This is a genomic window from Pseudomonas qingdaonensis, from assembly GCF_018398475.1.
Classification (GTDB): domain Bacteria; phylum Pseudomonadota; class Gammaproteobacteria; order Pseudomonadales; family Pseudomonadaceae; genus Aquipseudomonas; species Aquipseudomonas palmensis.
On the sequence record NZ_CP074676.1, the window covers coordinates 5,399,875 to 5,412,372 of the forward strand.

Genomic DNA, 12,498 nt, shown 5'->3' on the forward strand with positions numbered 1-12,498 from the left:
TACCGGGTCAGGCACGCCGCTGGTTGAGTTGCGCCGTGTGCACACGGGCAAAGGCACGCGCCAGGCGCAGCAGCATTTCGTCGATGTTGCCGCGGCTGACGGTCAGCGCCGGCGAAAAGCGCAGCACATTGGCCTGCGCCGCATTGAGCAGCAGCCCTTCCTGCAGCGCCGCCTTGACCAGGGCTGCGGCCGAGTCGTCGCTCAGCTCCAGGCCCCACAGCAAGCCCTGGCCGCGCACCTCGCCCTGGCCATAACGCCCCGCCAGGTGGCTCAGGCCATCACGCAGGTGCCGCCCCGACGCCTGCACCTGCTCCATGAAGCCCGGCTCCAGCACGGCATCGAGAATCGCCAGGCCCGCCGCACTCATCAGTGCATTGCCATGGTGACTGCCTTCCAGCTCGCCGGCCTCGGCGCAGCAGGCCGTACCCCGCGCCAGCAGGGCGGCCAGCGGCACACCGCCGCCCAAGCCCTTGCCCAGGGTGATGATGTCGGCGCGCACGCCGTAGGTCTGCTCGGCCAGCAGCGCGCCGCAACGGCCCACGCCGGTCTGCACCTCATCCAGGATCAGCAGGATGCCCAGTTCGCGGCACAGGCGCTCGACACCCTTGAGGTACTGCTGGGTGGCCGGGATCACCCCGGCCTCGCCCTGGATCGGCTCGAGCATGATCGCCACGGTACGCGAGTCCACTGCTGCATGCAGCGCGGCCAGATCGTTGAACGGCACCTTGCTGAAACCCGGCAGGCCCGGCTCGCAGCGGTTGCACGCCGACGGGTCGGAGGCCGACAGCGCCCCCAGGCTGCGCCCGTGGCAGCTCTGGCGCGCAGTGATGATGTGGTAGGCGCCATTGCGATGCAGCTGGCCCCACTTGCGCGCCAGCTTGATCGCACCTTCGCAGGCTTCGGCACCACTGTTGAGCAGGTAGGCCTGATCACTGCCGGTGCTCTGGCACAGGCGGTTGACCAGGCTCAACAGGCCACGGTTATGAAAGCCGGCGCCGGGGTTGATCAATGCCTGGGCCTGGCTGCTCAGTGCCTGCACCAGCGCCTTGGGGCTGTGCCCGAGGCTGTTCACCGCGCAACCCTGGGTGAAATCCAGATAGGCGCGGCCTTCGTTGTCCCACAGCCATGAACCCTGGCCGCGCACGAACACCTGTGGCGCACGCTCGGTGGCCGGCATCAGGCATTCCCGCGACAGCTGCTCGGCCTGGGCCAGTGCCACCGGCGCCGGTGCCTGCTCGGCAGCGCGCGCCGCCTGGCGACGCAGATTGAACAGGTTCATGCGCGCAGCCCTTCCAGCGGCAGGCCAAGCAGGCGCGCGGCCCAGTCCTCGACCTGGCCGCTGCGCAGGCGCTTGATCGCGATGTCGCGCCAGCGTGACGAGAGGGCCGGACAATCCACCAGCTTTTTCAAACCCGCATGCTCCAGAGGTTCACGGTAAAAAGTATGCAGTGCCCAGGCCACGGTCAGGCCCGGATAGCTGCGTTGTATCAGTTCGAACGGCTCGTCGGCGCTGACGAAGCCAGGCTTGAGCACCCGGTAGAACCAGCCGCAGCGCAGCGCGTCCTGCGCCTGTTGCGGCAGGTTCGGCAAGCCCCAGCGATGGCTCAGGCGGTAGCACGGCGAGCGCGGCTGGCTGACCTGCAGCAGCGCCCCGCCCCAGCGGAACATGTCGCCCAGGCAGACGTGCTCTTCGGTAAGGCCGCGGGTCGAGAGGTTTTCGCCAAAACCCGGCGCGCACCAGTCGATCTGTGGATAACGTCGCCGCCACCAGGCGTAGTGCTCGGCCGGATAGTGGTGCAAGGCCCGCTCGGGGCCGGTATGGAAGCGCGGGTCGCCGTGTTCGTCGCTGCCCAGCCCCTGTGGCCATAACCACAGCCTTCTTGCAACCTGTTCCTTATCGATATCGGTGAGTAACCCATAACCGACATTTTTTGCCTTGCCTATGTAAACGCCATCCACATACACGGTATTCATCGCGCCTTCTGGCCCTGTAAACCTTGTGAATACGGGATAGACTAGGCTTCTCGCGGGCCTTCGGCCATTTCGTTTTTCGAGCTTTTTTGATAAGTATTGCTTATGGATTTTCGCCAACTGCGTTATTTCGTCGCGGTGTACGAAGAAGGCCATGTGGGCCGGGCCGCCGAACGCCTTTCACTGTCGCAGCCAGCGCTGTCGCAGCAGATCCGCCAGCTCGAGCACAGCCTCGATGTGAGCCTGTTCGAACGGGGCAACAAGCGGCTGCTGCCGACCCTGGCCGCACACACCCTGTACAACCACGCCCTGCCCCTGCTCGACGGCCTGCAGCGCGCCCGCGAGGCGTTGCGCAACTTCCGCGGGCAGGCCTTGCGGACCCTGGCCATCGGCGTGCTGCAGACGGTACGGCCGAGCCTGGTGCCGCAACTGCTCGACCGCCTGCGCAAGGCGCAACCACACCTGGTGGTGCAGATCTACGAACTGTCGGGGCTGGAGATCGAACGGCGCCTGCTCAACGGCACCCTGGACATCGGCATCAGCTACCTGCCGCCGCGCCAGCCGGGCCTTCACGGCCTGCTGCTGTACGAAGACGAGTTGCAACTGGTGATCCCGCACACGCACCCGCTGCGCGAATTCAAGAAGGTCTCGCTCAAGCAGGCCGCCGAACTGCCCATGCTGATGCTGGGCGAAGAGTTCCAGGTACGCCAGATCTGGCAGGCGCAACTGGCCAACCTCGGGCGCCGCCCGCAGGTGCAGGCCGAGATGAACAACATGGGCGGGATTCTTGACAGCCTGGCGCATACCTCGCTGGCAACCGTGTTGCCGGGGCGTGCGCGCGACGCCACGGACGATCCAGAGCTGCTCTGGAAGCCGCTGAGCGAGCCGCGGGTGCCATTGAAGGTAGGCCTGGTGTTTCGCGATGCGCAGCGCCAGCAGGCGTCGGTGGAGTTGCTGCGCAATCTGCTGGAGGAAGAGATCGACCCTCGCCAGATCGGCGGTTCACCTCTGGATGTGCTCGGCTAGAAAAAACCCGGGCAAAAGAAAACCCCGCCGAAGCGGGGTTTTGCAGACTGTTTCCCTGACATCCTTTTCGTCCCGCCGTCCTGGCAGGAAATCCTTCCGTGTCCCTGTTATGTACTGTGCGCATCCTGCGCGACGTCCATGAGGTGAAGATTAGCTGTGGATCCAATCTTACGGAAGAGGCCAAACGTCACCACGTCATGTAAGCAAATGCTTACATGACGCCGTCAGCTCAAAACTGTTCCGCGTCGAGCAGGTACAACGACTCGCTGCCCGCCTTCACCGAAGCGCTGAGCGAGTGAATACGCGGCAGCAGGCGGGCGAAGTAGAAGCGCGCGGTGCCCAGTTTGCTGGCGTAGAAGTCGTCCTCACCCTGTTTGGCCAGGGCCGTGCGGGCCATCAGTGCCCACATGTAGGCATAGGCGGTGTAGCCGAAGGCGTGCAGGTACTCCACCGACGCCGCGCCGATTTCGTTGGGGTTCGCCTTGGCGCGGTCGAGCACCCAGGCGGTCAGTTCGTCGAGGCTGTCCAGCGCCGTCTCCAGCGGTTTGACGAACTCGCCCAGCGCCGTGTCGGCGGTGGCGATGAAATGGCGGATCTCGTCGGCGAACAGCTTGTAGAACGCCCCGCCGCTGCCCACCACCTTGCGGCCCATCAGGTCCAGGGCCTGGATGCCGTTGGTGCCTTCGTAGATCTGGGTGATGCGCACGTCGCGCACCAGTTGCTCCTGGCCCCACTCGCGAATGTAGCCATGGCCGCCGAACACCTGCTGGCCATGCACGGTCACTTCCAGGCCCAGATCGGTGAGAAACGCCTTGGACACCGGCGTCAGCAGCGCCACCAGGTCTTCGGCGCGCTTGCGGGCCTCGCGGTCTTCGCTGAACTTGGCGGTATCGAGCTGCATCGCAACATAGGTGGAGAAAGCCCGGCCGCCTTCGTTCAGTGCCTTCATGGTCAGCAGCATGCGCCGCACATCGGGGTGCACGATGATCGGGTCGGCAGTCTTGTCCTTGGCCTGGGGCCCGGTAGGTGCACGGCTCTGCAGGCGGTCGCGGGCGTATTCGATGGCGTTCTGGTAGGAACGCTCGGCCGATGCCAGGCCCTGGATGCCGACCCCCAGACGCTCGTAGTTCATCATGGTGAACATCGCTGCCAGGCCCTTGTTCGGCTCGCCGACCAGGTAGCCCACGGCGCTGTCGAAGTTCATCACGCAGGTGGCCGAGGCCTGGATGCCCATCTTGTGCTCGATGGAGCCACAGGTGGCCGGGTTGCGCTCGCCCAGGCTGCCATCGGGGTTGACCAGGAACTTGGGCACCAGGAACAGCGAGATGCCCTTGGGCCCGGCCGGGGCGTCAGGCAGCTTGGCCAGCACCAGATGGATGATGTTCTCGGTCAGGTCGTGTTCGCCGCCGGTGATGAAGATCTTGGTGCCGGTGACCTTGTAGCTGCCGTCGGCCTGCGGCTCGGCGCGGGTACGGATGATGCCAAGGTCGGTACCGGCGTGGGGCTCGGTCAGGCACATGGAGCCGGCCCAGACCCCGGCGTACATGTTGGGCAGGTACCGCGTCTTGAGCTCTTCGCTGGCATGGGCGTTGATCGACAGGCAGGCACCGGCGGTCAGCATCGGGTACAGGCCGAAGGCCAGGCTCGAGGAGTTGACCATCTCTTCGACCTGGGCAGAGATCACCTTGGGCATGCCCATGCCGCCATAGGCAGGGTCGCCGCCCACGCCCACCCAGCCGCCATCGGCGTAGGTGCGGTAGGCATCGATGAAGCCGGCCGGGGTGCGCACGGCGCCGTTGTCCCAATGGCAGCCCTCTTCGTCGGCGCTGCGGCTCAGCGGAGCGATGCGCTGGCTGGTGACCTTGCCGGCTTCCTCGAGCACCGCCAGTGCGGTTTCTTCGTCGACCGCCTCGGCCAGCCCGGGCAGTTGTGCCCACAGCCGGGATACTTCGAAGACTTCGTTGAGGACGAAGCGCATATCGCGCAGGGGCGCTTTATAGTCAGCCATGGCAACCTCTCACACCTTGAGTCGGGACGGCCCCGCAGGGCCGCTACACAGTTGCGAGCCAGTGTAACCTAACAACTTTTGTGACACATAGGGTCATCTGGCGACCGCATAGTCACTTCTGGTCACGCCGTGCGCACCGCTCCACGCTTGCTCTGGTGGCCGTAGGTCATGGTGCAGTTACGCCCCGCTCCCTTGGCACTGTACAGCGCCTGGTCGGCCGACTTGAGCACCTCATCGGGGCTGCGGTGCTCGGGCAGGCGCTCGGCGGCACCGATGCTGATGGTCACCGACACGCTGCTGGCCCCGGCCGCCCCACGGCGTTGTCGCCCCTGCTGGTCGTCCTGGGGGCGGCTGTCCTGGTTACGCAGCTGGATATTGTAGTTGGCGATCACCTCGCGCACCGCCTCCAGGTGCGGCAGGCATTCCTCGATGGTCTTGGCCGCGAACACCAGGGCGAACTCCTCGCCGCCATAGCGGTAGGCGCGGCCCCCGCCGGTGACCTTGGACAGTTTGCTGGCCACCAGGCGCAGCACCTGGTCGCCCACGTCGTGCCCGTGGGTATCGTTGAATTTCTTGAAGTGGTCGACGTCGGTCATCGCCAGCACATAGTTGCGCCCCAGACGCTGCATGCGCTCGTTGAGCGCGCGGCGCCCCGGCAGGCCGGTGAGCTCGTCGCGAAATGCCATCTGGTAGGCCTCGTGGGAGACCGCGGCGGCGATCATCAGCATCACCTGGCTGCACATGATGTTCAGGGTGAAGGGCAGGATGAAGGTCTGCGGCAGCATCCAGAAGATCCCCATCAGACCGATCACCTGCGCCGCATGCAGCGGGCGCGGTTCGCGCAGGTACTGCACCACCAGCAGGATGAAGGCGAGCAGAAACACCGGGTAGGCCAGCTGGATCAGGCTCATCCACTGACCGTGCAGCGCCGGCCAGCGGATTTCCGCGAGCCAGTTGAGCAGCGCCTGCGGGTAGCTCTGCTCCAGCCCCAGCGCCGTGCTGCCGACCGCCAGCAGCACGGCAAAGCGCGCCACCATGTCCTGGAACAGGTGCGTGCGCTCCTGCCAGGCGCCGTACAGCGCAAACAGGATGGGCAGCAACAGGCACACCAGGTGGAACACCACGGCGGCGTCCTGGCGTACCACGCCATTGTCGCGGTAGTAGTCGGTCTGGGTGTCGAGCAGGAAGTAGGCGATATACACCGTGACCATCAGGAACAGTTCACGCTGACGGCGGTAGACCGTGCAGTAGGCCCCGCCCAGCAGCAGCACCAGGGTTGGCAGCACGTTGAACAGCGAGGTGAAGAAGACGTTGAGGTCTCTGACATAAGCAGCGGCGAGCCCCGACACCAGCAGGAACAGTGACGGCAGAAAATGGCTCAGTCGTACAGCGGATAAACGAAACAAGGGAATCTCCGACCCGGCAGATCAAGTAATGGCATTGTGCCTTTAATGTGTCGGCAGCGCACATGAATAGATGAATATGCCGGCAGCACTTGTAACGGCAGGGTAGGAGCAGGGCTTAGCACGTATTCGTTTCAGGTTCTGACTAGCGCATAAAAAAACCCGCCGGTAAGGGCGGGCTTTCTTGCTTCAGGCGATGACTCAGTACGAGAGGCCGAAGTGCTCTTCGTTCATGTCCATCAGGTTGCTCGCGCCCGACAGCATGGTTTCCACATGCGTGCGGGTCCGCGGCAGGATGCGCTGGAAGTAGAAGCGAGCGGTCTGCAGCTTGGCGGTGTAGAACGCCTCTTCGCTGGTGCCGGCAGCCAGTTTCTCGGCGGCCAGGCGCGCCATGTCGGCCCAGAAGTAGGCCAGGCAGGCGTAACCGGAGTACATCAGGTAGTCCACCGAGGCGGCACCGACTTCTTCGCGGTCCTTCATAGCGGCCATGCCGACCTTCATGGTCAGTTCGCCCCACTCCTTGTTCAACTTGGCCAATGGCGCGACGAACTCGCTGATGGCCTCGTTGCCTTCGTTGTTCTGGACGAACTTGTGCACGATCTTGGTGAAGCCCTTGAGCGCCTCGCCCTGGGTCATCAGCACCTTGCGGCCCAGCAGGTCCAGCGCCTGGATGCCGGTGGTGCCTTCGTACAGCATCGAGATGCGGCTGTCGCGAACGTTCTGCTCCATGCCCCACTCGGCGATGAAGCCGTGGCCGCCGTAGATCTGCACGCCGTGGTTGGCCGACTCGAAGCCGACTTCGGTCATGAACGCCTTGGCGATCGGGGTCATGAAGGCCAGCAGTGCGTCGGCCTTCTTCTTCTCTTCTTCGTCCTGGCTGTACTTGACGATGTCGACCTGCTTGGCGGTGAAGTACACCATCGCGCGGTTGCCTTCGGCGAAGGCTTTCATGGTCAGCAGCATGCGACGCACGTCCGGGTGGACGATGATCGGGTCAGCCGCCTTGTCCGGCGCCTTGGGGCCGGTCAGCGAACGCATCTGCAGGCGGTCGCGGGCATACTTCAGGCCACCCTGGAACGCCACTTCGGCGTGGGCCAGGCCTTGCAGCGCGGTACCCAGGCGAGCGGTGTTCATGAAGGTGAACATGCAGTTCAGGCCCTTGTTGGCCGGGCCGATCAGGTAGCCGGTGGCGGCGTCGAAGTTCATCACGCAGGTGGCGTTGCCGTGGATGCCCATCTTGTGTTCGATGGAGCCACAGGAAACGGCGTTGCGCTCGCCCACACCGCCTTCGGCGGTCGGCAGGAACTTGGGCACGATGAACAGCGAGATGCCTTTGGTGCCGGCCGGTGCATCGGGCAGGCGCGCCAGCACGATGTGCACGATGTTGTCGGCCATGTCGTGTTCACCGGCCGAGATGAAGATCTTGGTGCCGGTGACCTTGTAGGAACCGTCGGCCTGAGGTTCGGCCTTGGTGCGCAGCATGCCCAGGTCGGTACCGCAGTGCGGTTCGGTCAGGCACATGGTGCCGGTCCATTCGCCGGATACCAGCTTGGTCAGGTAGGTGTTCTGCTGCTCGGCGGTGCCGTGCTCGGAGATGGTGTTCATCGCGCCGTGCGACAGGCCCGGGTACATGCCCCACGACCAGTTCGACTCGCCGACCATTTCGCTGACCGCCAGGCCCAGCGACTCGGGCAGACCCTGGCCGCCGTGATCGACGTCATGGGCCAGGCTCGGCCAGCCGCCTTCGACGAACTGCTTGTAGGCTTCCTTGAAGCCGGTGGGGGTCTTAACGCCCGACTCGCTCCAGGTGCAGCCTTCCAGGTCGCCCACACGGTTCAGCGGGGCCAGTACCTGTTCACAAAACTTGGCGCCTTCCTCGAGGATCGCATCGACCATGTCGGGGGTGGCGTCCTGGCAAGCCGGCAGGCTCTGATAGTGCGCTTCGTAGCCCAGCAGTTCATCGCGAACGAAACGAATATCACGCAAGGGGGCTTTGTAATCAGGCATAGCGATGAACCTCTGCTGATGGATCCTTGAATAGGGAGACCGCGACATACACCGACCAGCTCTAGGCGGCTTTCGGTCAAACAGTTGTTTGAAACATACGTTTACGCTGAAACCTTGTCAAGCACCCCCATGAGGGCATTTCTGCCATGGCAGGCTACGCTCCGGCCCCGCTCGCCAGAACGCAGGCACGACAAGGCGCCCGGCCTTGGGCCAGGGCGTCGAGTCAGGATGTAGGGGTAAAACCGGGAAGATGCGAGGGCCGGCTGGCTCAGGCGTAGGTATCGATCAGCGTGCCGAGCATTTCGTCGGAGGCCTTGGCCACTTTGACACCCAGCTCGACCTGATGCTTGCCCAGGGCAAGTTCGACGGTGCTGGTGGCCAGGTCCATCTGCTGGCTGCGGTCGACCGAGCGCAGGCGTTCGGCCTGGTAGTCGCTGGACTGGCTGGTGGCAGCACGTTCGACAGTGGTGTTGGCGATCTGGCTGGCGGCCTGATCGACGCGGTTCTGGCCGCTCTGAATGGCGCCCAGGCCGGCATAGAATGCGGAACTGCCCGAGATTTCCATTTCAAACTCTCCAGGTGACGGAAGGCACAGATGATATCAACGGCCCCTATTGAAGCAGACAACCCGGCAAAAGGCCCGTCAAAAACACTAATGGCACAGTGCCCTTCAATAGACTCAGCCTAGTCGAGCAAATCCAGCTGCAGGTATGCGGCCACCGCCTCGGCACTGGCCACCTTGAGTTTTGGCACCCGGCCCAGGCAGGGGGCCGGCAGGCGTTCGGCAAGCGAAGCCAGGTTCTCCTCCAGGCGCGAGGTGCGCGGCTCGATGATGTTCGCCACCCAGCCGGCCAGTTGCAGGCCATCGCGGGCAATCGCCTCGGCACTGAGCAGCGCATGGTTGATGCAACCCAGGCGCACGCCTACCACCAGGATCACCGGCAGCTTGAGCGCAATCGCCAGGTCCGACAGATTGGCCTGATCGGACAACGGCACCCGCCAGCCACCCGCCCCTTCGATCAGGGTGAAATCGGCGTTGTGCGCCAGCACCGCGCGCATCGGCGCCAGCAACGCCTGCACGCTCAGCGCAACACCCGCCTCGCGGGCCGCCAGGTGCGGGGCGATGGCGGGCTCGAAGGCAAACGGGTTGAGCTGCGCATAGGGCAGCGTGAGGCTGCTTTGCGCGATCAGGGCCAGTGCATCGGCGTTGCGCAGGCCCTTGGGGGTCACCTCGCAGCCCGACGCTACAGGCTTGGCCCCAAGGGTACTCAGGCCGGCAAGACGTGCCGCATGCAGCAGGCCGGCGGCAATGGTGGTCTTGCCCACATCGGTATCGGTGCCGGCGATGAAATAGGCAGCATGCATCTCAATCCCCCTGGTGCTGCGGCTTGTGCAGTACCGCATAGACTACCTGATAGGTGGCGGGCAGTCCCTGCGGCTGGCGAAAGCGCTCGTAGGCCTGCAGCAGGCCCTGCATGCGTGCCCTGCCGGTCAGGCCGGCGGGGCGACCGGGGTTGAGGTTGTGTGCGCCCAGCGCCTTGAGCTCATGGGTCAGGCTGCGCACATCGGGGTAATGCAGTACATGGGGCCGGGCCTCCAGCCCGAGCACCTGCAGCCCGCTGTCGGCACACAGACGCTGGTAGTCCGCCAGAGGGCGGAAGCGATTGACGTGCACCAGCCCGTCCACCGCCTGCCAGCTTTCACGCAACTCGAACAGCGTGCCCACGCACAGGCTGGCGAACGCCAGCACGCCCCCAGGCTGCAGAACCCGCTGCGCTTCACGCAGCACCGCAGCCAGGTCGGCGCACCACTGCACCGCCAGGCTGGAGAAGATCAGCCCGGCGCTGCCATCACGCAGCGGCAGACGCTCGGCATCGCCCGCCACATGGTAATGCGCGCCCCCCAGCTCACGGGCATGCAGCAGCATGCCTTCGGCGATATCCACCGCTACACCCAGCCCTTGTGGATAACGTTGCTGCAAGTGCCGGCTGAAATGCCCGGTGCCACTGCCCAGATCGATCCAGCAACGCGGTTGCAAATCGGCGGGCAGCTGCGCCAGCAGATGAGCGCCCACCGCCCGCTGCAACGCGGCGACACTGTCGTAGCTGGCTGCAGCACGGGAAAACGAGGCCGCCACCTGGCGCTTGTCGGGCAAGGCGCCGGGCAGCCTGGGCAGGGAAAGATCAGTCATCGCCACTCTCGTGCAGGAAGGTCTTGATAAAGGTCGCCAACGCCTGGGCGTGCTCCAGCAGGAAGGCGTGGGCGCTGTCCTCGACAATGCCCACCTCGACGTCCTGCAGCAGTTCGAACAGCGCCTTGGCCGCCTCGACCGGCACCAGCGCGTCGCTGCCTGCGAACAGGTGCAACTGCGGGCCGCCGAAGTTGCTCAGCGCAGCCCGGGTATCGAGTTTCCGCAATACCTCCAGGCCCGTGGCCAGGTACAGCGGGTCGGTTGCCGGCACCCCCACCTCCAGCAACCGCGCCAGGCTGCGCGGCGCCTGGGCGCCCTGGCTGCACAGCGACTTGAAGCGCTTGAGCGTCACTTGCGTATGGCTACGGCAACCGTCGAGAAAGGTATTGAAGGTGTCGGTCGGCATGCCATGGGGCCAGTCCGCACGGGCCACGAAGCTGGCGTTGCTGCCCATCGTCACCAGCCCGCAGCAGTGATCGCCGCGTCGCGCCGCCAGCTCGGCGGCGAGCATGCCGCCCAGCGACCAGCCTCCCAGCCAGGTGTCGGTAGGCAGCGTGCGGTCCAGGTGATCCAGCCATACAGGCACGTCACTGCCATCCAGCTCCGGCAGAGGCATCAGCTCCACGTGCAGCTTGGCATCCAGGGCGCGCAAGCTCGCGGCCAGCGGCTCCAGTGCAGCGGTACCCAGGCCCCAGCCCGGCAACAGAATCAGTCGATCACGCATCAGCAGGCTCCAGCAGCGAATGACACTCGGCCAATGCATTCAACAATAGCTGTACCTGCGAGGCGCTGTGGGCGGCGGTCAGGGTCACGCGCAGCCGGGCACTGCCGGCCGGCACCGTCGGTGGACGGATCGCCGTGACCATCAGCCCGCGTTCGCGCAACATCGCCGACAGCCGCATGGCCCTTGCGGCATCGCCGATCAGAATCGGCTGGATCGGCGTGAAACTGTCCATCAGGTGCAGGCCGATCTGCTCGGCGCCCTGACGGAACTGGCGGATCAGCGCAGCCAGGTGCTCGCGGCGCCAGTGCTCGTCACGCAGCAGTTGCAGGCTCCTGAGCGTGGCGCAGGCCAGGGCCGGTGGCTGGCTGGTGGTATAGATGTACGGGCGGGCGAACTGGATCAGGCACTCGATCAATTCCTCACTGCCGGCGACGAACGCACCGGCGGTACCGAAGGCCTTGCCCAGGGTGCCGACCAGCACCGGTACCTGCCCCATGTCCAGGCCGAAATGCTCCACCACGCCACCGCCGTGGCGGCCCAGGGTGCCGAAGCCATGGGCATCGTCGACCATCAGCCAGGCGCCCCTGGCCTGCGCCTGGGCAGCCAGCGCCGGCAGGTCGGCGATGTCGCCGTCCATGCTGAACACGCCATCGGTGACCACCAGCGCATTGCCGCTGGCCTTGTCCAGGCGCTTGCCGAGGCTGTCGGCATCGTTGTGCAGGTAGCGGCTGAAGCGCGCGCCACTGAGCAACCCGCCATCCAGCAGCGAAGCATGGTTGAGGCGATCCTGCAGCACGCTGTCGCCCTGCCCCACCAGCGCGGTCAACGCACCCAGGTTGGCCAGGTAGCCGGTGGTGAACAGCAGCGCGCGCGGGCGACCGGTAAACTCGGCCAGTGCCAGTTCCAGTTCATGGTGCGGCGAGCTGTGGCCGATCACCAGGTGCGACGCCCCGCCGCCCACGCCCCAACGCTCAGCGCCGGCACGCCAGGCGTCGATCACCTCGGGGTGGTTGGCCAGGCCCAGGTAGTCGTTGCTGCAAAACGCCAGCAACGGCGTGCCGTCCACCATCACCTGCGGCCCCTGCGGGCTCTGCAGCAGGGGGCGCTGGCGATACAGCGCCGCAGCGCGCCGTTGTTCCAGGCGCGCACTCAGATCAAAGCTCATGGC

Annotated in this window: 11 protein-coding genes; 1 reads left to right on the forward strand and 10 read right to left on the reverse strand. The window is 65.2% G+C overall.

Annotated features, from left to right (window positions below; translation table 11 throughout):
* Positions 1–7 precede the first annotated feature (7 nt).
* The gene (locus KH389_RS24800) at positions 8–1,279 is read right to left on the reverse strand and encodes an aspartate aminotransferase family protein (RefSeq protein ID WP_043863689.1); all 1,272 of its coding nucleotides are present in this window, start codon (positions 1,277–1,279) and stop codon (positions 8–10) included.
* Entirely contained in the window at positions 1,276–1,974 is a 699-nt protein-coding gene (locus KH389_RS24805; RefSeq protein ID WP_058541823.1) for an MOSC domain-containing protein, read from the reverse strand. Before KH389_RS24805 ends, KH389_RS24800 begins: the two co-directional genes overlap by 4 nt.
* Before the next feature lie 102 nt (positions 1,975–2,076).
* On the opposite strand from KH389_RS24805, the gene KH389_RS24810 reads away from it, so the two are divergent.
* Positions 2,077–2,997: a LysR family transcriptional regulator gene (locus tag KH389_RS24810; RefSeq protein ID WP_043863687.1), complete on the forward strand. Its 921-nt coding sequence runs from the start codon at positions 2,077–2,079 to the stop codon at positions 2,995–2,997.
* 229 nt (positions 2,998–3,226) lie between these two features.
* On the opposite strand, the gene KH389_RS24815 is transcribed toward KH389_RS24810, so the two are convergent.
* The 8 genes from KH389_RS24815 to bioF all read right to left on the reverse strand — a co-directional run bounded on the left by KH389_RS24815 (position 3,227) and on the right by bioF (position 12,495).
* Positions 3,227–5,005, reverse strand: coding sequence for an acyl-CoA dehydrogenase C-terminal domain-containing protein (locus KH389_RS24815; RefSeq protein ID WP_100634783.1), 1,779 nt, complete (start codon positions 5,003–5,005; stop codon positions 3,227–3,229).
* Between the two features lie 122 nt (positions 5,006–5,127).
* Complete coding sequence (locus tag KH389_RS24820; protein WP_043863685.1) at positions 5,128–6,411, reverse strand: GGDEF domain-containing protein; 1,284 nt, start codon at positions 6,409–6,411, stop codon at positions 5,128–5,130.
* Positions 6,412–6,609: 198 nt separating this feature from the next.
* Complete coding sequence (locus KH389_RS24825) at positions 6,610–8,415, reverse strand: phenylacyl-CoA dehydrogenase (RefSeq protein ID WP_043863684.1); 1,806 nt, start codon at positions 8,413–8,415, stop codon at positions 6,610–6,612.
* Between the two features lie 268 nt (positions 8,416–8,683).
* Positions 8,684–8,980 (reverse strand): hypothetical protein, encoded by a 297-nt coding sequence (locus tag KH389_RS24830; RefSeq protein ID WP_043863683.1) that lies wholly within the window; start codon positions 8,978–8,980, stop codon positions 8,684–8,686.
* Positions 8,981–9,099: 119 nt separating this feature from the next.
* Complete coding sequence (bioD, locus tag KH389_RS24835) at positions 9,100–9,780, reverse strand: dethiobiotin synthase (protein WP_100634785.1); 681 nt, start codon at positions 9,778–9,780, stop codon at positions 9,100–9,102.
* Position 9,781: 1 nt separating this feature from the next.
* A complete protein-coding gene (bioC, locus tag KH389_RS24840) occupies positions 9,782–10,606 on the reverse strand; it encodes a malonyl-ACP O-methyltransferase BioC (RefSeq protein ID WP_078480862.1) in 825 nt (274 codons plus the stop codon).
* Positions 10,599–11,330: an alpha/beta fold hydrolase gene (locus KH389_RS24845; protein ID WP_213606426.1), complete on the reverse strand. Its 732-nt coding sequence runs from the start codon at positions 11,328–11,330 to the stop codon at positions 10,599–10,601. The genes bioC and KH389_RS24845 overlap by 8 nt, the downstream gene beginning before the upstream one ends.
* On the reverse strand, positions 11,323–12,495 hold the full coding sequence (bioF, locus tag KH389_RS24850) for an 8-amino-7-oxononanoate synthase (protein ID WP_213606428.1): 1,173 nt from the start codon (positions 12,493–12,495) through the stop codon (positions 11,323–11,325). The genes KH389_RS24845 and bioF overlap by 8 nt, the downstream gene beginning before the upstream one ends.
* Between the last annotated feature and the right edge of the window lie 3 nt (positions 12,496–12,498).

Coding starts and splice junctions, on each gene's coding strand:
- KH389_RS24800 (WP_043863689.1), bottom strand. CDS start 1,279: ATGAACCTGTTCAATCTGCGTCGCCAGGCGGCGCGCGCTGCCGAGCAG.
- KH389_RS24805 (WP_058541823.1), bottom strand. CDS start 1,974: ATGAATACCGTGTATGTGGATGGCGTTTACATAGGCAAGGCAAAAAAT.
- KH389_RS24810 (WP_043863687.1), top strand. CDS start 2,077: ATGGATTTTCGCCAACTGCGTTATTTCGTCGCGGTGTACGAAGAAGGC.
- KH389_RS24815 (WP_100634783.1), bottom strand. CDS start 5,005: ATGGCTGACTATAAAGCGCCCCTGCGCGATATGCGCTTCGTCCTCAAC.
- KH389_RS24825 (WP_043863684.1), bottom strand. CDS start 8,415: ATGCCTGATTACAAAGCCCCCTTGCGTGATATTCGTTTCGTTCGCGAT.
- KH389_RS24830 (WP_043863683.1), bottom strand. CDS start 8,980: ATGGAAATCTCGGGCAGTTCCGCATTCTATGCCGGCCTGGGCGCCATT.
- bioD (WP_100634785.1), bottom strand. CDS start 9,780: ATGCATGCTGCCTATTTCATCGCCGGCACCGATACCGATGTGGGCAAG.
- bioC (WP_078480862.1), bottom strand. CDS start 10,606: ATGACTGATCTTTCCCTGCCCAGGCTGCCCGGCGCCTTGCCCGACAAG.
- KH389_RS24845 (WP_213606426.1), bottom strand. CDS start 11,330: ATGCGTGATCGACTGATTCTGTTGCCGGGCTGGGGCCTGGGTACCGCT.
- bioF (WP_213606428.1), bottom strand. CDS start 12,495: ATGAGCTTTGATCTGAGTGCGCGCCTGGAACAACGGCGCGCTGCGGCG.